At 55.4% G+C, this 22,804-nt stretch carries 15 protein-coding genes; 7 read left to right on the top strand and 8 right to left on the bottom strand.

Going from position 1 to position 22,804, the window contains the following annotated elements; translation table 11 throughout:
* The 3 genes from RMSM_RS21665 to RMSM_RS21650 all read left to right on the top strand — a co-directional run.
* Positions 1 to 1,203, top strand: a 1,203-nt coding sequence (locus tag RMSM_RS21665) for a DUF1553 domain-containing protein (protein WP_040768790.1), incomplete at its 5' end; no start/stop codon positions are given.
* A gap of 420 nt (positions 1,204 to 1,623) precedes the next feature.
* Positions 1,624 to 2,943, top strand: coding sequence for a DUF1501 domain-containing protein (locus tag RMSM_RS21660; protein WP_008701301.1), 1,320 nt, complete (start codon positions 1,624 to 1,626; stop codon positions 2,941 to 2,943).
* Between the two features lie 906 nt (positions 2,944 to 3,849).
* The gene (locus tag RMSM_RS21650) at positions 3,850 to 4,215 is read left to right on the top strand and encodes a PD-(D/E)XK nuclease family transposase (protein ID WP_008701296.1); all 366 of its coding nucleotides are present in this window, start codon (positions 3,850 to 3,852) and stop codon (positions 4,213 to 4,215) included.
* A gap of 818 nt (positions 4,216 to 5,033) precedes the next feature.
* Here RMSM_RS21650 and RMSM_RS42890 read toward each other — a convergent pair.
* Both RMSM_RS42890 and RMSM_RS21635 read right to left on the bottom strand, forming a co-directional pair.
* Entirely contained in the window at positions 5,034 to 5,489 is a 456-nt protein-coding gene (locus tag RMSM_RS42890) for a metallophosphoesterase family protein (RefSeq protein WP_040768784.1), read from the bottom strand.
* Positions 5,490 to 5,544: 55 nt separating this feature from the next.
* Complete coding sequence (locus RMSM_RS21635) at positions 5,545 to 7,326, bottom strand: glycoside hydrolase family protein (protein ID WP_008701287.1); 1,782 nt, start codon at positions 7,324 to 7,326, stop codon at positions 5,545 to 5,547.
* Positions 7,327 to 7,851: 525 nt separating this feature from the next.
* Here RMSM_RS21635 and RMSM_RS21630 point away from each other — a divergent pair.
* Both RMSM_RS21630 and RMSM_RS21625 read left to right on the top strand, forming a co-directional pair.
* Positions 7,852 to 8,421, top strand: coding sequence for an alpha-ketoglutarate-dependent dioxygenase AlkB family protein (locus tag RMSM_RS21630; RefSeq protein WP_008701285.1), 570 nt, complete (start codon positions 7,852 to 7,854; stop codon positions 8,419 to 8,421).
* A 23-nt stretch (positions 8,422 to 8,444) separates the two neighbouring features.
* Positions 8,445 to 8,852 carry an acyl-CoA thioesterase gene (locus RMSM_RS21625; RefSeq protein ID WP_008701284.1) on the top strand — a complete coding sequence of 136 codons (408 nt, stop codon included), beginning with the start codon at positions 8,445 to 8,447 and terminating at the stop codon, positions 8,850 to 8,852.
* Between the two features lie 87 nt (positions 8,853 to 8,939).
* Here RMSM_RS21625 and RMSM_RS21620 read toward each other — a convergent pair whose 3' ends face one another.
* The 6 genes from RMSM_RS21620 to RMSM_RS21595 form a co-directional block, all read right to left on the bottom strand.
* The gene (locus RMSM_RS21620) at positions 8,940 to 11,345 is read right to left on the bottom strand and encodes a YXWGXW repeat-containing protein (RefSeq protein WP_052031742.1); all 2,406 of its coding nucleotides are present in this window, start codon (positions 11,343 to 11,345) and stop codon (positions 8,940 to 8,942) included.
* Between the two features lie 274 nt (positions 11,346 to 11,619).
* On the bottom strand, positions 11,620 to 13,134 hold the full coding sequence (locus tag RMSM_RS21615; RefSeq protein WP_008701282.1) for a Y4yA family PLP-dependent enzyme: 1,515 nt from the start codon (positions 13,132 to 13,134) through the stop codon (positions 11,620 to 11,622).
* A complete protein-coding gene (locus RMSM_RS21610) occupies positions 13,134 to 14,876 on the bottom strand; it encodes an FAD/NAD(P)-binding protein (protein WP_040768780.1) in 1,743 nt (580 codons plus the stop codon). Before RMSM_RS21610 ends, RMSM_RS21615 begins: the two co-directional genes overlap by 1 nt.
* A complete protein-coding gene (sbnA, locus tag RMSM_RS21605; protein ID WP_052031741.1) occupies positions 14,873 to 15,898 on the bottom strand; it encodes a 2,3-diaminopropionate biosynthesis protein SbnA in 1,026 nt (341 codons plus the stop codon). The genes RMSM_RS21610 and sbnA overlap by 4 nt, the downstream gene beginning before the upstream one ends.
* Before the next feature lie 413 nt (positions 15,899 to 16,311).
* Complete coding sequence (locus tag RMSM_RS21600) at positions 16,312 to 17,202, bottom strand: SDR family oxidoreductase (RefSeq protein WP_008701278.1); 891 nt, start codon at positions 17,200 to 17,202, stop codon at positions 16,312 to 16,314.
* 57 nt (positions 17,203 to 17,259) lie between these two features.
* On the bottom strand, positions 17,260 to 18,759 hold the full coding sequence (locus RMSM_RS21595) for an FAD-dependent oxidoreductase (protein ID WP_144057842.1): 1,500 nt from the start codon (positions 18,757 to 18,759) through the stop codon (positions 17,260 to 17,262).
* Positions 18,760 to 19,175: 416 nt separating this feature from the next.
* On the opposite strand from RMSM_RS21595, the gene RMSM_RS21590 reads away from it, so the two are divergent.
* Both RMSM_RS21590 and RMSM_RS21585 read left to right on the top strand, forming a co-directional pair.
* Positions 19,176 to 22,169 (top strand): DUF1592 domain-containing protein, encoded by a 2,994-nt coding sequence (locus RMSM_RS21590; RefSeq protein ID WP_008701275.1) that lies wholly within the window; start codon positions 19,176 to 19,178, stop codon positions 22,167 to 22,169.
* Positions 22,166 to 22,804: DUF1552 domain-containing protein (locus RMSM_RS21585; protein ID WP_236622244.1), on the top strand; the 639-nt coding region annotated here is incomplete at its 3' end. The genes RMSM_RS21590 and RMSM_RS21585, both read left to right, overlap by 4 nt.

Here is a 22,804-nt window from a genome sequence, read left to right as displayed (position 1 = left end):
TTTCGCACCTGGTTAACGGATCAATTTTCGCAAAACACTCGCTACGACCAGATCGTCCGGCGACTGGTCGCGGCCGAGGGGCTTTGGACGGACCGGCCAGAAGTCAATTTTTTGACCGTCACGTTTGACAGCAACAATGGACAACCCGATCCGGTGCGGCTGGCAGCAAGAACTTCGCGTGCGTTTCTGGGGCTGCGGATCGATTGTCTGCAGTGCCATGACGATTTTCTCGGCAACGTCAGCCTGGGAAGTGCGGATTCGCCACGCGAAGGGTTGCAAACCGACTTTCATCAGTTGGCGGCGTTTTTTACCAGCGCTAAAACCAATGGGTTGCAAGGGGTCCAAGAGGGCAAGGTTAACTATCACTACCAATACTTAGACGCCGATGAGGAAGTCGAAGTAACGCCGAGCGTTCCCTATCAACCTGAGTTGTTGCCTGAGCGGGGTTCGCCACGACATCGTTTGGCCGCTTGGATCACTCATCCGGAAAATCGGCAAGCGGGGCGATCGGCCGTCAGTCACGTTTGGGCATTGTTGTTTGGCCGCAGTGCCACCGACGCGGTGGATAATCTGCCGCTGGATGAAGAAGCTCCGGCGGTGATCGAGACGCTTACGGACGAGTTTATTGCCCGTCAATTTAATCTTCGTGACTTGATCCGCATGATTGTTCGCAGTTCGGCATTTCGCGTCTCCAGCCGAGCGGAGTTTGAGGTGACCGATGCGCATGAGGACGCTGGAGCCGTGTTCCCGTTGACGCGGTTGCGGCCCGAGCAGATGGCGGGGTGTATTATTCAAAGTGCCCGAATCAAGAAGATCGATCGCGAATCGTCACTGCTTGTTCAGTTCGACAAATTCGGTAGTACGAACGATTTTGTTCGCCGCTACGGGGATCAAGGCGAGGATGAATTCACCAACGACAGCGTCACGATTTCGCAGCGATTGGTGATGCTGAACGGCAAGATGTTGCGTAAAGCGATTGGCGACAACCCAGTGCTGAACGCGACGAACCATATTGCTCGGTTTGCGAAAACCGACACTCAGGCGATTGAGACCACCTATCTAGCTGTGCTTAATCGCCGCCCTACCCCGGCGGAACAGCAACACTTTGTAACGCGACTGAACGAGAGCGGCAGCCGTCGTGCTGCGATCGAAGACCTGTATTGGGTGTTGCTAAACAGCACCGAATTGGCGTGGAACCACTGATGCGTTTTAGGAAACCGGCCCTCGCTATCGAGGATTGATCACCGTCGTCGCGGAAGTCGCGGGCGGCTAGTTGAATTATTGATCCGCGACGCGTCAGAGAACGTCCGGCTTAGGCCAGAGGCCGATACATCCTCTGCCGTGGCCGTAAGGCCACGGGATGTAGCGAATGACCTGCAAAGGCCGGAGGCCGACACAATGACTGAGTAAATGTGTCGGCCTCCGGCCTTGGATTTGCTGCATTCCAAACCGGTGGTTAACACCACCGGCATGAATTGTACCGGCCTCCGGCCTTAAAAAAGAACGAATGCGAGTTGTTAGAGTCACCCTAAGCTGGACGTTCTCTTACGGCCGGCGGCTTGTTAAACGAATTTTCAGCGTTAGCACCAGCACCAGTGAACACTATTGCAAATTGAAAGACAGATGATGAATTTCACGGCATCGGATCGGCTCTGTAGTCGCCAAGCTCACTTTTCGCGTCGTACGCTGCTGGGTGCGGGCGCAAGCGGGATGTTTCTCTCGCAGCTCGCCCATTCTCTGGCAATGGCCGATGAATTGGGCGTGACCGACCCGTCGCGTCCCTTGAGTGTGATTTTGTTGTGGTTAGAGGGAGGTCCGAGCCAGCTGGAAACATTCGACCCGCATCCGGGAACCGCGATCGGAGGCGACAGCAAAGCAATCAAGACTTCGGCGGCGGGGATTCAAATCGCCGACACCTTACCACGGCTTGCCGAGCAAATGCATTTGGCGTCGCTGGTGCGCAGCGTGACCGGCAAAGAGGGCGATCATCAGCGTGCGGTCTACAACGTGAAGACCGGTTTTCGTCCTGATCCTACCTTGATTCACCCTTCGATCGGTGCGGTGTTGTGCGAGACGGATCCCAGCGACAGCGACATTCCGCGTCACATCTCGATCTTGCCCGGCCGATCTCCATCGCGGGGCGGGTATCTCGGTGGCGCCTATGACGCGTTCAAAATTGGCGATCCTGCTGGTCCCGTGCCCGATATTCGCCGCTCGGTGAAGCAAGACCGCTACGACAAACGGATCGACGATCTTTACAATGTGGTCGAAAAAGAGTTTCGACGCGGCCGGATCGCGGAACTCGAAAAGAAGCGTACGTTGCATGTCACGGCGACCGATGCGGCGCTGCGGATGATGTCGAGCGAGCAGTTGTCGGCATTTGATGTGTCCAAAGAATCGCAAGCGACGCTTGCCGCCTTCGGCGACACCCCGTTTGGACGCGGATGTTTGGCGGCAAGTCGCTTGATCGAAGCGGGCGCACGCTGTGTCGAAGTCACGCTCGGTGGATGGGATTCGCACGTCAATAATCATTCGCTGCAGTCGTCGGCGTGTGAGTCGCTTGATCCCGCGATCGCCTCGTTGTTGGTTCGACTTCAGGATCACGATCTACTGGAGAACACGTTGGTGGTTTGCGGAGGCGAATTCGGACGAACGCCGACGATCAATCCCGCAGGTGGCCGCGATCACTGGCCGCACGGATTTTCGACGCTGCTAGCCGGTTGTGGAATCCGTGGTGGGCAAGTGTTTGGTGAGACTTCGCCCAATCCAAAATTGGATTCCAAAAATCCAACCCGGGATGTCGCTGACGCAACCACGGTTGCCGACCTGCATGCGACGATTCTTGCGGCACTCGGAGTCCCCTTTGCCGAAGAGGTTTACACGCCGATTGGTCGTCCGATGAAGCGAAGCGAAGGAACGCCGATCCGTTCGTTGCTTTCCTAGTGCTTGGTCCCCCCGTAGTGGACGAGGCACGAGTCCTGCTCGAGCAACCGTAGTGGGCGAGGCCACGAGTCCTGTTCGAGCAACCGTAGTGGACGAGACCACCGCAATCACCGATGGCAGCGGAACAGCGGAGAAACGCTACGCCTACAGTGCGGACAAAACAAAGGTTTCAGGACTTAATTCCGAGAATTCCGCACACTGCACCCGAGTGGAGTGGCGCTGCAGTTGGCCGCCGCCGGGTGGACTTGCGTCGTTTGTGGGCGGGAATCCTGTCCCTTCTTTGACCAGCATGCCGCCCATACGCATCGCCCGCGCAGTCGTCGAGCGCATTTGCACAGAGCAATCCGTGCCGATCTTCGTCGCCGGCTATTTGACGAGCCACGGTATCACGAACGTTTTGCAAATGCCCCGTCGCGAACGCTTAATTTGCATCACTTGATATGCAAATTCTCAAATGGTATGTGGCCTGTTCCTCGAGGTATTTGAGTGCGTAGGTATGGCAGAATGATTATTTGGCAAAATGATTTCCAGGATCGAGGTGGTCCGGTATTTAATCATTTTGCCCGCCAATCATTTTGCCAACTCTCATTGCAGTAAGTGGTCTGCGTGTTTCTCGCGCACGTGGTGTTGGCAATGAGTGTCTCAGGCTGAATGCCGGATCGGCGGACGCAATCGAACCGCTGACAACTGGTCCGACACGGAAGCGAAAATGGCGACCGTTTGCAGCTGATCCGGTATGATTTGCATCCTTGATCCGGACTACCGGTGGGCGATCGCGACCGATCGATTGGTGCCATCCGCGAAATCGGTGTCCATCACGGGGGGCGATCGTGTCGTGTTCGCACAAACAGCTCGGCTCCGCTACGATTGAGGCAAGGCTCTGAGATTTTTCATCATCCACTTAGAATGAACGCCATGCCGCTGGGAATTCGCCCGACCGTTGACTTCGCGTTCAAGAAAATTTTTGGCTCGCCTCAAAACTCGGCCGCCCTGCTCGGATTGCTAAACGCGATCCTCGATTTTGAACACCCAGTCGTGGCGGTCGAGGTTTTGAATCCGTTTAGCTACCAGGAGTTTTCCGAGAGCAAGCTGATCGTGCTCGATGTGCGGTGCCGCGACTCGGCGGGACGATGGCTCAACGTCGAGATGCAGGTTTCAGTTTACGCCGGGCTGATCGAACGACTTGTCTATTACGCCTGCATTTCTTTTGCTTTTTGCTCAGGACTACGACGCGGAAACACTCAGGAAATTGCTTCCTGGGATCGAGTTTGACACCGCGATTTCGACTATGGAAATCATTTCCGCGAAGACGGAGGACAAACAAATGTACGACCAACGCGAAAAAGCCCAACGAGACTACGAGTGGGCCATCACCGGTGCCCGAGAAGAAGGACGAGAAGAAGGACGAGAAGAGGGGCGAGAAGAAGGACGGGAAAGAAGGGAAATTGGCTGGTCAAATTCAGCTACTGCAGCAGTTGCTCGGAGAGCCACCTACGAGTGATACGGAACTACTTCGTCAGGACATTGGCACACTTACGACCCAGCTGGCAGGATTGCAGAAGCGTCTCCGCGATCGCGACGTATAGCCCGCCTACACCGACGATGCCCGCCCCTGCACTTACGACTGCCCCCGTTCCAATCTTGCTCCAGAGATCCAACTTATTCAGTGAGTAAAGAGCCAATGTGTTGTTTGGTAGTGACGACATTGTCGAAGCAATCCATGTTCACGCTTTATATCGTCCAGCGATCGTTCGTCTCGTCCCACTTGGTCCCCGTTCTCCTTCTTTGAAATCGTCGGTAAAGATCACCGCGTTATGTTGGTTTAATTGCGAGTTGCTGGCGAGCTTGAATGCCAGCCCATCGCGGGACGGAAGATCACAGTTGTTAATCCGTTTGACCACCGATGCGGTTTAAGCAATCCGATGTAGCGGATGAGGAATATAGAGACTGGTCGTTTCACTATTTGTTCGATCGGCGCGTTTGAATGGTATGCGGGTGCATCCAAGGTAGGCTCACTGTGCCCATGACATAACGTTTGTGGAAAAAGTTGCTTCACCTGGGAACATTGGGCGGCCATTTGTCGTCGGTCGTCAGTTTGGGGGCAGGATAATTTTCTCTGGGACGTCGTCCATGGCCCAGTATTGGTGTTGGATCTTCGCTTCATCCACGATCACAATGCGAAAGCCAGACGGATCTTTGCCCAGCGGGCGACCTACCGGACCGGTGGTGATCATTTCCATTGCCCCGGCGCGACCATAAGCGTTGCGGTGGTAATGGCCTGCGAAAACGGCCCGGACATCTGCCTGTTTGAGTTGTTGTAACAGCGGCGTTCGGCGTTCCAGCGGAATGTTGAAGGATCTCTTCGACCAATGCAAACCATTGAAAAAGTTAAATTGTAAATTGAAAAGTTTAAATTGAAGACGCCACTCTGCAGCACGGGACTCGTTGCCTCGTCCACTACCGATGACGCCACTTAGCGTTTGGTCGATGCTTAGCCGCTCGGCACAACCCAGTCGCCTGCTGAGCCACAAGAGACCGTTCGGCATCGGGTTGTGAAAAGCACGCTCCTTCGAAGCGTGTCAGCGAGTAGACGCCGAGGGTCTACTTTGATATCGCAGTGCCGACGCCACTGTTTCCGTAGCCGTTTCCGCAATAGAAAATTCGCAAGCGTGCTCCCTCGCGAATGACGGTTGGGTATTCCACCATCTGTTTTTCCCAGCCCTTGCCAGTGGGACTCAGTTGCAGGTTGTCGTCAGATTTTGTACCGCGACGCCAGTGAATTCCATCGTCGGATTCGGCATAACAAATCGAATAGAATCCCCATCGCGTTCCGATTGCAGAATACCACATGCGAAACATTCCATCGGGTTCCTGATGGACAACGGGACCGGCAACCGCGATGTCTTCGTAGTCACGCTCGGGATCACGCAGCAGCACCGCTCCGCGTTTTTCCCAGTGGATGGCATCGTCGGAAACCGCTAAGCAGATCGTCTTTTGCTGGTTCAGTGCATGCGGTTTTCCCGTCGTTGGACAACCTGTGTAGTAGAACCGCCACCGAGTCGATCCATCCTGTTGCTGCACCTGCAATACCGATCCTCCGGCGATCCCGATTGCATCTGGAGTACCATGTTCGCGGCTGTGGGCAAGGATAGGTTGATCGCCGGATCGAGACCACGTCATGCCATCAGAACTGGTCGCCATTCCGATCCCAGGAAACGCACTCAATCCCGTGCCTTTCCCCGCGTTGCCGGTGTAGTAGAGATGCCAACGGTCGTCACGAATTTGCACGGCATGCGGCAGCACACACCAAGTCGCATCAAACGATCCTTCCGCACCGTTCTCAAATAGCGGTCCCGTTCGGTTCCACTGAGTGAGGTCATCGATGGCGGCGGTGGCGACTCCGATGCGGTGTTTTTTATGGTCGTCACCTCCAGCATAAAACAAACGGTACGTTTCGCCGGCACGCACCACCCACGGATTCATCACTCGAGTGGAATCGAATTCGCCTTTCCGCGGAGCAAGTACGGGATTGTTTTCATCTCGAATCCACTGGACGGGTTGTTTCAGTGCCGCATATTCATCGCGGTGCGATAACCGCATCGTGACCACTTCATGGCTGCGACGCACGATTCCGAACAAGGTGCCGATATCGCTGCGGTCCCAGGCGATTCCTTGACCTGCGATCGGGGCGGGGACCGTGGCGATGTGATTCAGTTCGCCGTCGGTCTCCGGCACGGTCAGAACATACAGCTCTGCGTGGTCATGACCGGTCGCAAATAAGCGTCCGTTGGGACCGAATGCGCCCCCTGAATTACTGTTGGGTAAAAAACGCTCAATGACGGATTCCGGAAATGTCCACGTTCCGGTCTTTTGCCATTGGTCGTTGTAGCGAACCAAGTAGGTGCGGCGGATGTTTGCCTCGCCATAAAATGCGAACGCAATCCACCACGATCCGCGATGCCGCTGGATCCAGTTGATAGCGCCTTCGGTTTCGTCGAACTCCTTTCGTTCAAGATGTTCAAGAGTTTCGGCTGAAAAAATCTCGATCGAGTTTTCAAGTGGCGACTTCGGCCAATTCGAATTGGCGCAATACAGTCGCCCGTCGACCACGATTCCGCTATTGAGATGGATAACCGGCGAACCATCCGGTGCGGTCCATTTCGCCAGCGGACGCGAGGTGCCTTTCTCGTAGCGGCCAATTGTGCGATTGGAGATCGCATAAAACGACGACGCATCGACGGCAACCGCTTGGTGTGCCTCGGGCACCGAGACTCGATGAAGTTGGCGAAATGTAATATCCGATGCGGTGCCGATTGGCGGCACCAGGAAAAAGACGGTGGCTAAGATCAACGCTGCGGAGGCTTGCAAACGGTTGGGATTCATAGAAGTACGTTTCGTGAGGGCGAGAGAGATGAGCGGACAGGGGAACCAAGTCTCTAATTTCCTGCCTCGCCGGTGAGAGTGTTGTCCGCAAAACAGCGAAACCAGGAAACGAAGATGGGCATTACGAATGCATGGCAATTACCTACAGCAGAAACACGCCGGTTGATCGATCACTTTGCCGAGTTGTAGGTACACTATCGATTGCGGTGGGTGGGGTGGCGAGCCAGTTACGTTGGAGGGGAGGCTGTTAGCTTATCAAGCTCGGCGGGGGGCGTCCAATTCTGAGCGACACGAGACCGCCGCCCCGCTTTTTAGGCAGCTATGCCGCAGTGGTGTGGGGTAACAAGTCGGTAGGTGCATTGTGCGTGAACTCACCATTGCCTACCGTTCGGAGAGCTGAGCGAAAATCTGCAGACAGAATGATCATCTCGCTGATGGGACGTCAGAGGTTTTGTGATACAACCATGGCTGCACGGCCGTGGCGCTGAACGCTGACAGTAAACTACGTTGGGCTCGAGACTTGCAATGGAAACGATCGAATTAGCCGACGGCGGGACGCTGATGTACGAACACGCCTTTATTCCGCCCAAATTGGCGGATCGCTATTTTGTCGCTTTGCGAGATGAATGTGTTTGGGAGCAGAAGCCCGCACTTTTCGGACATATGCAGCCTCGCTTGACCGCCTCTTACGGCGAAGCGGGAATCGTGTATCGTTACTCCGGTCTGGATAATGTCGCTTTGCCATGGACCGACACGATGCACCAGATCAAAGAGCGGCTCGAAGCGGTTCAGGGCAAGTACAATTATTGTCTGCTGAATCGGTATCGCGATGGCGCCGACAGCATGGGGTGGCACGCCGATGACGAGCCGGAGATGGGCAACGTGATTGGTTCGGTCTCGTTCGGAGCGACGCGAACGTTTCGGATTCGGCATAACCGGAGCAAAGAAACGATGTCGTTTCCCGCCGGTCATGGCACGTTGATCATCATGGCCGGCACGATGCAGCAGTTTTGGAAACATCACATTCCTAAAACCGCGGTGAAAGTCGGCGAGCGAATTAATTTGACTTTCCGGCATATCAAAACGAATCACTGACTGAAACGAAAAAGGAACATCGCGTGGCAAACCTTCCCTCGGACCAGCGGTACTTGGCGCTCAAAGCGGTCATGATGCCGCGCGACACCAACCCGCACGGCACGATCTTTGGTGGCGTGATCCTTAGCTATATCGATCAAGCCGGTGCGGTCGGCGCCTACCACGAAATTCGTCAGTGGGGGACCGATCGAAAACCGATGGTGACCGTGGGAATGAAAAGCGTCGAGTTTCATCGCCCTGTGTTTGTTGGCGATGTGCTCAGCTTTTGGACTCACTTGGTTCGTGAAGGCAAAACGTCGATCACGATCCACGTCGAAGTGCAAGCCGAACGCGATGGACAACTCGAAAAGTTGACCGAGGCCGAAGTTACCTATGTGGCAATCGAGTCGACGGGAGAGCAGCGTCGGCCGGTGCGGATTCGCGATAGGTAGTCGGTTGAATCCGAGTGGAAACGAAAAAAGCGAAGGCGGATTCGATCAAACCCGCCCTCGCTCAACGTTTTTATCAAGGCGAATTGCTTAGCCGCCAATGACTCCGTTCAGCACATCCTGAACCGCATTGCCGCCGCCCGTGGCTCCTTGCGTAGCGTTATTGATTCCCTGCTGGATCGATGGTGCAGCCGATTCGGTTGCATTGCGAAGAGCTCGTCCTGGGTTCGCGTTGCCGCCACGATTCGGCAGAAGGTTTCCAGGTGTGTTGCCCGGCACATTGCCACGTAGATTGCCAGGCACATTATTTGGCGAGTTGCCTCGTAGGTTGCCAGGCACATTGTTTGGCGCGTTGCCCGGTACGTTGTTGGGGCGATTGCCACGCGAGTTGTCCAGGCGTGGTCGATCCGGAATCGCGCGGTCGGTACTGCGACGAATTTGCGAAGGCCAATTCTCAGGCCGCTGGGGACGCAGGGACTCGAGTCGATCGGTTTGACGAGTTGCCTCGTCACTTCGGCGTCGAAGTTCGTCGCGAGCACGATCACCCGCGCCGGTACGATCGGTGGCGCGATCCATCCGCTCACGTATCGAGTCGGCTGTGTCGCGAGCTTCGCGGTTGGCGGCATCGCGACCCTGTTCGATTCGGTCACGCGTCCGTTCACTCAAATCACCGGCTCCTTCGACTCGGTCACGGGCACGTTCACTCATCTCACGGGCGCCTTCGGCAGTGTCACGGGCGCCTTCGACTCGGTCGCGAACGCCTTCGGCGGTGTTCCGTGGCTGCTCAGCAGCTTCGCGGGCTTGTCCGGATGCATCGCGGGCCCGTTTGGAAGCGTCACCGGCCCGTTCGGAAGCGTTACGGGCTCGTTGTTCTGCAGTGTCCGCTGCATTGTTGGCCGCTTCGCGACCGCGCTCCATATCAGCGTTGCCTTGTTGGTTCCGATCAGCATCATTTTGCTGTGATGGTGTGTTCGAGTTTCCGCCGCCGAGCAGGTCGTTGGCTGCGTTGCGGAGGTCCGAGACGGCCGAGGACTCGCCTTGATCTCGGGACTCGCCTTGATCGCGTCCTGGCAAACGAAGACTTCCGCGGCCTTCTGCGTTTGCTCGGGCATCGGCGTTGGCGTCTGTGTTACCGTTGCCATCGACATTTGCGTCGGCATCTACCGAAGCGTCCGCATTCGCGGCAGCACTTTCGAGATTCAGTCGTTCGCGGCTGAGTTCTCGCAGCGGATTGAGGGATTCACGAATCCGCTGTACCTCATCGCTGCCAATTGGCTGTAGATTCAGATCGGAGTTTTGATTGTTTGCCAAAACGTCCAACGATTCGCCAAGCGAGGTCAGACGCAGCACCGTGGAATCGATCTGGGTATTTTGATTCGATCTCAGGAAATTGCGTTGATCGGCAATCGTTCTCGCGGGGCGATAACGATCATTGTTGGCGAACACTTGGTATTGATTCGTGATCCAGCCGAGCAGGTTGTTGCTGCGACCACGTCCGTTGCGGTTGTGGAAGCTGGCGTAAAACGGATCGTAGTGTTGGTAGCCTTGGTATCGTGTCGCCCAAGGGTAATAGTTGTTCGAATATCGCGAGCCGTAGTAGTCGCCAAAGTAGTAATGGCGATGGCTCGGGCGGACAAACAGATGGACAAATAAGCCAACGCTTGTGTCGATCGTGTAGCGTGGTCGATACGAGTAGCCCGCGTTTCGGTAGACCGGTTGCGAGTAATAGACGGGCGTAAACAAGACGCCACGGTGAGCAACGTCATGGTCCCAGTAACCGGCTTGGTACACGCATCCACGTGGGGTCCAAACGTATTGGGCGGGAACCCAAACCCAATCGGCATGTGATGCCGACCAGAATCCAGGTTGCCACTGGTAGTCGTTACTCTCGTAAACCCAGTTGCCAGGGACGTAGAAATGGTCTTCGCCTGGTGCGGGAGACGACGGGCCTTGTTCGAGCGACTTAGGTGGCTCCGGCAAGTATTGGACTTCCGAGACGCTGTTGCTGGTCCAGAAGCCTCCGATGTAACGGTAGCCATCGTTCGCTTTGTCCCAGTAACCTGGAACCCATTGTTGACCCGGTGGCAGATCTCGCCATACGCCACTGACCCAGATGAAATCTTCGCGTTCCTCGTCCCATGACCAGTAGCCGGGAATCCAGCTGACATTTTTGCCATCTGGTCGATACTCTGGCGGCACTTCGTCTATCGGTTCGGGCGGTTGCTGCTGTACCACCGGACTCGGCTGCGGGTTGGCGTCGTACGGTTCGGCGAACGCTTCGTGCAAGGGGCCACGCGTCAAATATTCGACGCCTTCGGATTGATCGTCCAGCGAACGATCCGGTGTTTGTTGAGTCGTCGTCGAACGATTGTCGCTCACTTCCGAACGCGGCGATGGCGGTTGCGAAAATGCGGTGGTCGCCATTGCAAGTGGAACGATCAAACCCGTTGCCGACGCCGTGATTCGCCAATAACGGCTCAGTTTTGTGTATCTCAAGATGTATCCGTCACAGTTTTGGGGGAGAGAAAATCGGGCTGCCACTACACGTTGCAATGCCCGGTCATGATGGGTGAATCAACCGTGCAAAGCTCGTGCCCGCGCGGGGGCAAGCGATTGATGTTGGCATGGCCAAGAACGCTAGCCCAAGAACGCTAGCCAAGGCGTGGTTTGTTATGGGTGTCGGGATAAGCCTGCTGAGATGTCCATTGGGCTGGCATCAGTGTCTGGCTTTGTTGCGACTTCTCCACCCACTTTGTGAGACTGCTGCAATCTACTCAGCGTCGATCTTGTCTAGCATCCATGGCGTTTGTGACCGTGCGTCGTACACTAGATTTTTTGCCAAGGGGAATTGATGCGAACGACTTTCCAAAAAATGCATCAAGTAGCCCGCCGTATTGGGGAACGCGACCAAATCGCCGCGTTGGATTCCGGCGGGGAATCGCAGCTTTCGCAAACTGATCAGCTCTGATTCAGTACAGTAGGCGCCGACCAAGAAACCTTCCATCGGTTCGGCGTTGTTTTGCTCGCGTGATTCCTCGCCCGCTGCTTCAGGCGACGCGATCACGATTGGATCCACTAAAAAATCATCGCTGCTGGTTCGGCACTGCGTCCGGTTCATTGACAATCCAATCAACCAGTCGCCCTCCGCATTTTGTTTGCGAAATTCAACCCGAGCAATCGTCATCCCACAGCCATCCAAGATGCTACGTCCTGGTTCGCAGCGAAGTTGCAATGCGTGATCACGGATTTGGTCCGCAATCGTGCGGCCGGTGACCGGCGAATCCAGAATCTTGGCAAGCCAGGCGGATCGGGTGGGAGTTTGGTAGTAGGGATAGCTGTTGGGGGCGCCGGCAATCTTGCCATCGACTGCGATCAAACCTAGGCCATGATTGCGATAGGTCAGCGGTGACCGTTGACCGAGCAGCGCGCAGCGATGCTCGGTCCAAAACGCTTCCCATTGCTCGCCACGATGCAGGTAGCTGATCGGAAACCCACCGCCGATGTCCAGAAATTGGATCGGATGTCCCTGTTGCCGCAGTTGTGACACGACCGCCAACGACTGAGTGATCGCGGAAACACGTTGGTGAGCGCAGTAACCATCAAGATGAAAATGCAACCCAGTGACGCGAACGTGATTGCTCGGAATGGTTTTGGCAAACGATTCGCATTGTTCGATGTCGACACCAAAACGCGACTTTAACTTGTTGTCATCATGAACAAATCCGCTCAGCCGAATCGCGACCGCAGCTGGTTTCGCGAGATTCTGAGCGGTGTGGGTTATTAGCAACAATTCGTCTTCGTTATCGATCGTCAACGTGATTCCGTTGCGAATGCAGACATCCACCAATGCTGCGTTTTTAATTGCCGCAGTACAGATAATATCACTCGCCGCAATACCAGCGTCGAGGGTTTGCTCGAGCTCATTTAGGCTGGCGACATCGATTCCCGAGCCTGCCAAAGGTGCTGCGTTAACGAACGTCAAACACTTGTTCGCTTTGCGGGCAAAGAAAACGCGAAAGTCCAACGATCGCGCTTTCGCGACCCCATCCAATTCTCGAACGTTGGCGAGCATCGGATCAGCGGTGACGACGTTCAGCGGCGATCCATGTTGCTGCAGTAACGATGCCAACGCAGGTTCATGCAGCAGCGAATTCATCCACGGTTCGCGGCGAGCCGTCAACGCTGTGACACCGACGCAGCGGCGATCGAGCGAACAGGATGAGGATGGTTGTTGTTGGACGGCAGCACTGAACGCGGCGGTCGTTTCCTTTGGCGACACCGTCATCAAGCCGCTGTCCTTGATCTCGTTTTAACGAGACTTTGGGTCCAGCGATCCAGATGCGTGTGAAGGGTACGGCTGAGTGTGTCGTTACCAAGCACACTGCCTTCGGTGACCCGGCCAAACACGGCGATGCCCGGCAATGCATTGCCGTTTCGCTGCACCAGACGTCCTGAATCGTTGACACACAGCCCGGTGCTGTTGTGATGCACAAACGCATCGCTGGCTAAGCGGTCGAGAATGCCGCCTTGCTCGTTTTGATGAGGCCCCGGAATGGTGGCATCAACGATGCGGTCGACTTCCATCACCCGGTGACCGCACTGCAGAGTTTTGCGGCCATCTACGTCACGAATCGGGGTTGCGTCGGCAAGGAAACGCAAATCGAGCAATCCGGCATCGTAAATTGCCAAAATACGGCCGATGTTTTCCGCTGGTGGGCCAAAGGAAATCCGTTCCATCTCCGTTGCAATTCGCTGGAATCCTTCAACGCTCTCTGAGGCGAGTCCACCTTGGCTGACCAGTTCAACCAGAGCGGGATAGAGTTGACGCCACGCTAAACCCAGTGCCCAGGCTTCGTCCACTGGTTTGCGTCCCGTTGCAACGTCGTAGGAATGTCGCAGCTGGGCGATGACTTCCTTGTCGACGACTCGCCAACGCGACCAGTCACGGAACCATTGTCGAACGTTGAACCGTTCTACATCCGGCCGAAGTTTGTGCAGTGCATCGGTGGCGGCGTTGATGATGATTGGCCAAGCATCACCGCGAAAATGCGGCTTGTCGCCTTCGTCGTCGCTGGTACGGGTGAGCTTTGCGGTGGACGCAAGAATTCGTAACTGTTTCCTGTAGCGATTCCAGATCGGAGCCAATCGTTCTTCGTGGATGTCGGTCGCTTTCGGCAACATCGGCCGTCCTGAACGCGAAAACGGCACAATTCCTTTGGGCTCGCGTCCCGAGCATTGATAGGTCCAGCGACCGTCCCGCTCGGTAAATTGACCTCCGCGACCTTCGGTTAGCGAAAGTGCGGCATCGATCCACGTTAACCCGAAACCTCGAATCGCAACCACGGATTCAGCGGGCACCGCGTCGGTTGAAAGCCGTGTTTCGGTGGGGAACACGCACGGAATATCGGCGATCATGTCACCGATTCGATACGATTCTGCCGATCGCCACCCCTCATGTCCGACCGCCAATACCACTTCGTCATAAGTCGCATCGTCCTCCGCCGTGCTCAGGATCCAGCAGTCGTCCGCGTATTCGACATCAACTACTTTCGCCGGATGCAGCTTGACCGTGGCCTGTGTCCGCAGTCGCTTAAGAATTTGCTGAAAACAGTCGTGCAGGTATTCACCCACGATGGCCCGCGGTGCATAGCCCTCAGGCTCGGACCACTGCGGACGATTTCGCTTGGTCCACTCGAGAAACGACATTGAAATCAGGTTGTGACTCGATACAGGATGATTTCGTTGGTCGGGATGCCTCGCGTCGATTTGATGATTGGCGAAATTCATTCTCAGATGTGCTGGTTGGCGTGGATCATAAACCACGCCTGCGCCGGGGTAGGCTGCCGGTTCGTAGATGTCAATTTGAATCGGACCGCTAAGTTTTCGCTGTTCGATCGCATGAGCAAGACGCTCAAGGCAATACATCCCGCGCGGTCCACAGCCAACAATGGCCAATCGAAACGTCGTATCCAAAGTCGATTCTGTTGATACCGTAAAGCGTTCGTTTGCTCTAATTCCAATGCTCATGACATCACCGCCTTTTTCTCCGTTACGTTTGGGATTCCCGCCAATCGGCGAAGGTTCTCCGAGTCGCAGCCAAGTTCGTTTGCGACCCAGTCATCATTAAAAATGGTTTCTAAGTATCGCGTTCCTGAATCGTGCAGGATGGCGACGCATGTCTTGTGTTCGAGTTGGTGTTGCATTCGACGCACTGTTTCGAGGACGCCACCTGCGGAACCGCCGACCAACATGGCTTCGCGATCGGCCGTCCGGCGACATCCGACCACGCAATCAAGATCGCGGACGCGAGCGATGTGGTCAAAGGTTTGGTTGCGTGCCAGCGGAGGCACCCGTCCGGCGCCCAGACCGGGGATTTGCCGCGGCCCGGCGGTGCCACCAAAGAGAACGCTGCCTTCGGAGTCGACTGCGACGACTTGGGTAGCGCGATTCATCGAACGCAGATAATTGCGGCACCCCTGTGCCGCGCCGGTGCTGCTGGTTGCGACAAAAAGATAGTCCAGCTTGCCACCGAGAGCCTGATCGATCTCGCGGATGGTGCCGTTGCAATGCGAGAATGGATTGGCGGGGTTGGAATATTGGTTGGGCCAATAAGAATCGGCCGTGGTTTCGAGCAAGTAGCAAACGCGAGCCAGACGGGCGGATAGAAAGTCGCCTTCGAGCGGTTGGTCAACCCTATCAATCTCGGCACCCAACGCTTTCATGATCGCGATATTCTGAGTTTGAGCTCGAGGATCAACTACACAGATAAACCGCATTCCATAGTAGCGACATGCTTGTGCCAACCCAATCCCCATGTTGCCCGAGGAAGATTCAATGATGGTGGTGTTGGCGTTGATTTCACCTCGTTCGATCGCTTGACGGATCATTTCATGAGCCGGTCGATCCTTGGCGCTGCCGCCGGGATTACCCGACTCGAGCTTGGCAAATAGTTTAATGTTGGCGATATCCAAGTAACGCCCCAATTGAATCAACGGCGTATTGCCAATCGCATCAAGCACGTTTTTAGCAGGTTCAGCAACCGGATTCACGAATGGACACTCCCACACCAAGGTTGGCTTGTTCGCCACCTGTTATTACAACGGACCGCACCGCGGACCCGTGCTGCGGTGATTTCTAATGGAAAGATTCTGTAAGCATTCGTCGTGCCAAAACCGCACATGTCGTCGTGGTAATAACGATGACAACATGACGCGTGCTCCTCTGTCGTTGGCCACGTTCTTCACGCCAAGCCAAATGATCTAAATCTTCTTGTGTCAATCATTTAGGATAAACACACTGCGGCGAATGCGGGGGCCATTCATTCGGTTCTGCGAACCTTGTTTGCGAACCTCGATCTCGACCAAAGTCAATTTCTGCTAGCAATATCTACCGTCGAAAATGGCCGGTTTGCTTGCGTGCAAGTTGATCAATCCGAAGCCAAGAAGAGCCGATCAGAAAGTTCTCAGCCGTTGATCACTTCGCCGCCGTTGGGATGCAACACTTGTCCGGTGATATACGAGGCATCCTCCGAGGCAAGGAAAACGTAACAGCTGCCGCATTCGTCGGGCTGTCCGGCGCGGCCCATCGGCGTGTCGCTACCGAACTTGCTGACTTTCTCTTTTTCGAAAGTCGCGGGGATAAGCGGAGTCCAGATTGGCCCCGGTGCGACCGCGTTGACACGAATTCCATCATCCACCAATTTCTGTGACAGCGACCGGGTATAGGCCACGATCGCGCCTTTGGTCGCCGCGTAGTCGAGCAATCCGGGGCTGCCGCGATACGCTGTCACCGACGTCGTGTTGATGATCGAGCTTCCAGCATGTTCTTTCAAATACGGCAGTGCCGCTTGGGCCAAATAGAACATGGGAAACACGTTGGTGCGGAAGGTTGCGACCAGTTGTTTTTCGGTGATCGCGTCGATGTCCTCTTGCGGGTGTTGTTCGGCCGCGTTGTTGACAAGGATATCGAGGCGGCCAAACTTTTTGATCGTTTTCTCGACCGCAGATGTACATGAAGCGGCCTTGCCGATATCAGCCTTGATGGGCAAACAGGTTCGCCCCTCGGCTTCGACTAGCGACCGCGTTTGTTCGGCGTCTTCTTTTTCGTTCAGATAGACAAAAGCAACGTCCGCACCTTCGCGAGCGAACATCACGGCGACGGATCGGCCAATCCCGCTGTCACCTCCGGTAATCAAAGCGACCTTATCTTTTAATTTGCCACTGCCGACATAATCCTCGCGGATCGTACGTGGTTGCGGCTTCATTTCGGCCTGGATACCGGGTTGTCGGTTTTGCGATTGTGGTGGTCGACTTTTCTTCGAGTTGGCGTTTCCCCGTGTCTTGGATTTGTTCATGCAATCGTTCCTCGAGCGATTTTTTCAGTGCGATTTTCGCAGTGCGTTTGAAATGGTTTATTGCTTGTCTGCTTTGGGTGATTGCAAGTCTTGTTCCGGGGGGCCGTAGAGTCGTTTTCCGCAGTTGGTAAAACGGCCGCCATGCACGGGGCAGTCCCATGTTTGTTCGGCTTCGTTCCACGAAACGGTGCCGCCCATGTGAGTGCAGACGGGATCACATTGATGCAGCGTGCCGCTTTTGTCTCGGCAAATTGCGGTGTGGACGCCCTCGACATCCCCCACGGCACCTTCGCCAGGTCGTAGGGTGGCGGGATCGATTCTTTTTGCGGGCAGAATTCGCTGGGCCATGCCTTTGACCGGAGCCGCCATCTCCGTGACTGCTCCGGTGATCGCCGAGACGCTTAGTCTTGCCGGTGACAATGCATCCTGTAGCGTCGAAGAACCACGAAAGATTTGGTCGGCAATCAGCCATCCCGCCGCCGTACCCAACGTCAATCCGACGCCGCTCAATCCGGTGGCGATCCAAACGTTTTTCTTACCAGGAACGTTGCCAATCATCGGCAGTCCATCGGTAGGTTCAAAGAGCTCGGCGCTCCAACGCGACTCGATCGAGCGGACGTCAAAGCGTTGTCGGACGTATTCCTCAAGATCCGCTTGAGCTTGTTGGGTGTCACCATCGCCGGTGCGGTGGTCACAGCCGCCCACGATGATTTTGTTTGCCGACGCACTTCCCCAGCGGCGAATATAGAAATAGGGATCCGAGTTGTCCCAGAACAATCCATCCTCAGGCGGATTGGTCACCACCGCAAGAAGTGCATAAGATTGATACGCCGGTGTCTCGATGTCCAATAGCATCGAATCGGATTTGTTGCAGTGGGCCGCCAATACCAAATGGTCAAAGTGGGCGGTTCCGTCGCCGATGGGCAGCTCGCGAGTTTGTTCTTCGAGAGAAACGCGAGCGATCGATTTTTCGAAAATCTTACCCCCCGCTTCGACCACCAAATCAGTCAATCGTCGCAGGTAGGCCATCGAATCCATTCGTGCCATCGAGTCGATTCGAAAGCCAACGCTGGCGTATGGTAGCGGAGGCTTGTCACACCATTCGACCGGCAACCCTAGCCGGGCGGCGGCCTCGCATTCGTCGCGAAGTGATGAGGCGTCGTCGGCATGTTCGGAATAGTAATAGCCAGGTACGCGAGTGACATCGCAATCGTTGGCGGCGCGGTGTTCAATCGCGGCGATCGCGGCTTGGCGAAGCTGGACGTACTCGCGGCCTCCCGTTTCACCCAATTTTGACAGCAATTCACCGCAACCGATTTCGGGGTGCGCGTCCAAGTGCCCGGTGCTGCCGCCGGTCGTTCCCCCACCGATGATCGATGCTTCGTACACTGCCACGCTGAATCCGCGGTGCAGTAATTCCAATGCCACCGATAGTCCGGTGATTCCGCCGCCCACCACGGCAACGTCACTGGTGTGGGTGGATGACAATCGATCAAAACGCTGTGCCAACGGATTGGATTGAACCCAACACGAATGATGGATTGCGTTTGCGTTCATGGTGCACCTCGGGAATGGAAAGTTTTCGAGCACTTTCAAAACCAGCGAGCACACCGTGTGCCATCCAACGTGTTTTATCGACCCATCGGGGGTTCGATATCGTAGCCTCTTTGTATCAGGCCAATTTCTCGATTGCACAGCGATAAATCTGCGATGAGATATCTGCGATCATCAACGGGATGATTCGGTTCGTCACGCTTGGGCGAATTGGCTGCTCGATGGCCGGTCACGTTACCTAAAAAACGCGTTTTACTCTGGCAATTCTGCTTTTTTCGAGAACCAGGCTGAAATCAAGGGGTAATTCTCGGGTGAAAGTCTGTAGACTATTTGGGCACCCGCGAGGGTTCGGTCATGCCCACCTCGGCTGCCAAATATTGGCATCCCCCTACCCTGCCCCACCCTTTTTTAGCGCACTCATGCAAACGCTGCGTTTATTGATCGTCTGTTCTGTCGTCGTCCCCACGATCTCGGCAAATACGATCTCGGCAATTGCTGAGCAGCCGTTGGCGGTGACGTTTCATGACACGGTCCAACCGGTTTTGCAGACGTACTGTGCCGATTGCCATAATGACGTGACTCGCGAAGGTGACTTGGACCTCGGTGCGGACCGAGATATGGCCTCGGTGATCAAGAATTTTCGCCACTGGATGGTCGTTCTCGAGCGAATCGAGGCCGGCGATATGCCGCCGGAAGATGTGGATTTGCAACCGACGCCTGAGCAACGCAGCGCGGTCGTCCACTGGATCGAAGCGGTCCGAGACGCGGAAGCCCAACGCACCCAAGGTGATCCCGGCGTGGTGCTGGCGCGGCGGCTGAGTAGCAGTGAATACAACTACACGATCCGCGATTTGATCGGCGTGGATATCCAGCCGGCCAATGCGTTCCCGATCGATCCGGCAAACGAAGCGGGATTCGACAATTCGGGTGAATCATTGACGATGTCCCCTGCCCTGTTGAAAAAATATCTGGCCGCGGCCAAATCGGTCTCTGAACATTTGGCGTTAACGCCAACGGGATTCGAGTTCGCTCCGCATCCGGTGATCACGAACACCGATCGCGATAAGTTCTGTGTCAATCGAATCATCGATTTCTACAATCGGCAACGCACCGACTATGACGACTACTTCAGTTTGCTTTGGCGGTACCAAAATAGAGAGGCCTTGGGGCACGCAGAGATGACCCTAGCACAGGCAGCGCGGCAGCAGGGTTTGAGTGCTCGCTATGCAGAAACATTGTGGGCAATGCTGAAGGGCGAGCCCGAGTCGGTCGGAGCCATCGCCGCGATTCAAGCGATGTGGCGAGCGCTGCCAAACGAGGTGACGCCAGAGCAACAAGCCGAGGCGGAGGTTCAATGCGAAAACATCGCAAAATTTGTGACCACGCTACGCGAAAGTTTGGTTCCCGAAGTACCCAATTTGACTTCGCCCGGAATGAACAACGGGTCTCAACCGTTGGTACTTTGGAAGAACCGCCAATTTGTTGCCAATCGGCGACGTTACACGGGCGTCGCCTTGCCCAAGGGCGATCTCGGTTTGCTCCCCGACTCCGACGCCGCCAAAGCGATGTCCGTGGTCGACGATGCGGAACTAGATCAAATGCACGAATCGCTCAAGCGGTTTTGCAGTCTTTTTCCCGATGCCTTTTATATCTCCGAACGTGCCCGCGTCTACTTGGACCCGAAAAAGGAAAAGAAGTTAAAGGGGCGATATTTGAGTGCGGGATTCCATAGCCAAATGGGATACTTTCGTGATGATGCGCCGTTGTACGATTTGATGCTGAGTGATTCCGAGCGTCGCGAGATTGATCGGTTGTGGACCGAGCTCGATTTCGTCACGTCCGCGCCGATGCGGCAATACAGCGGATTTATCTGGTTCGATCGCACGGATTCGACCTTCATGCGAGACCGTGAATTTGATCCCTATCGTGCGGAGGACAAAGATTGCACATCGGCAGAGAAGGTCCAAGGTTTATCGCAGGTTTACCTTGCCAAAGCTCGGCGATTGGGAGCCAGCGACCAGACGTTAACTGCGATCGGCCGCTACTTTGACGAGATGTCGGCGACGTTCCGGCGACTCGAATCGCTGCGTGTTCGCTCGGAAGCCGTTCATGTGGAATCGTTAGTGGCATTTGCCACCCGCGCGTTTCGTCGCCCGTTGTCGGTCCAACAACGCGAGGACATTCGAGCGTTTTATCAAGAGCTGCGCGATGTCGACGGATTGAGCCACGAAGACGCGATCCGCGACAGCGTGGTGCGGGTGTTGATGTCGCCTCATTTTTGTTACCGCATCGATCAGGCGAGCGAGTCCCGCAGCGAAACTGTTGGGGGCGACAAGTCGCAGCGATCACCCGAAATACAGCCGCTTGATGATGTTGCGCTGGCAAATCGTCTGAGTTATTTTTTGTGGTCCAGCATGCCTGATCCCGAGCTGATTGAACTTGCCACCGAGGGGCGTTTGCACGAGCCCGATGTGTTGGTCGGACAGGTTCGCCGCATGCTGCGTGATGAGCGTGTGCATGGATTGGCAACCGAGTTCACAGGCAATTGGCTCGATTTCCGGCGGTTCGAACAGCACAACGGAGTCGATCGAAGTCGTTTCCCGCAGTTCACCGACGAATTGCGACAGGCGATGTATGAAGAGCCGATCCGTTTTGTGTTGGATATCATCGCTCGTGATGCCTCGGTGCTCGAGTGTTTGTACGCCGATCACATCCTCGTCAATCCCGTGTTGGCGAAGCATTATGGTGTACCCACCGATGTGATTGCCGATTCCACCGAGGCTTGGACAAAACTCGATGATGCAAGCCGTTGGGGACGTGGCGGAATGTTGTCGATGGCGGTCTTTTTGACGTACAACTCGCCGGGGCTACGTACCAGTCCGGTCAAACGTGGGAACTGGGTCGTGAAACGTATGTTGGGTGAACATGTGCCCGCGCCGCCCGCGACGGTTCCCGAGCTGCCCGAAGACGAATCTAAACTAGGCGATTTGACGCTTCGCGAGGCACTGGCCCGTCATCGTGCCGATTCAAGTTGTGCTGGTTGCCACGAACGCATTGACTCGTTCGGCCTCGCCTTTGAAGGCTATGGCCCCGTGGGTGAGTTACGCGATAGCGATCTCGGCGGCCGGTCCATTGATGATACCGCGGTGTTCCCAGACAAGAGCAAAGGCAGCGGGTTGGCCGGATTGTTGCAATACATTCGCAACCAACGGCAAGACGATTTTGTCGACAATTTGTGCCGCAAACTGTTGGCGTATGGACTCGGACGAAGCTTGCAGCTTTCGGATGAAGCAACGATTGGGCAAATGCGATCCCGTTTGGAATCGCAGAGTTACCGATTTAGCAGCATGGTCGAAGTGATTGTCACTAGCCCCGCGTTTTTGAATAAACGAATCCAATTGGAACTCGAATGATGAAGAACAACATGGGACTGTCGAAAGACCTGATACATCGCAAATCGGCATCTAGTACATCGGCACCTCGCAAAATGGCATCAGCTGAGTCGTACCGGTTGTCTCGGCGGACGCTGTTGCGAGGGACGGGCGTCGCGATGGCGTTGCCGTGGTTGGAATCGATTCCGGTTTGGGGATCTGAAACGGTCACCGGCAACGATCCTGCCGATTCACCGAAACGCTTTGCAGCCATCTTTATGGGGTGCGGGATCAACAGCAAACATTGGTGGGCCAAGGGACGTGGCGACCAGATGGTATTGGGTAAAAGTTTGCAGCCGATGGAACCGCTGAAACGCAAGATGAATTTCATCACGGGGCTGTTTAACGAAAACGCGACAGGAGTTGGAATTCACCCAGGCCAGACCGGGAACATTTTGTCGGGCGCATCGCTACAGAAGGGTTCGGAGCTTCGCGGTGGCATCAGTATGGATCAAAAGCTGGCGAACCATTTTCAAGACCAAACAGCGGTCCCCAGTATGGTCTTGGGCTGTGAGCAACCGGTGACGGGGTATCACGAAACCAATTTTTCGATGGCATACAGCTCACACATCTCTTGGCAGAATTCGACGTCGCCTGTCCCGATGGAGGTCTATCCG

It is taken from the genome of Rhodopirellula maiorica SM1, assembly GCF_000346295.1.
In the GTDB taxonomy this organism is placed as follows: domain Bacteria; phylum Planctomycetota; class Planctomycetia; order Pirellulales; family Pirellulaceae; genus Novipirellula; species Novipirellula maiorica.
This window is presented reverse-complemented; position numbering and strand designations above follow the sequence as displayed.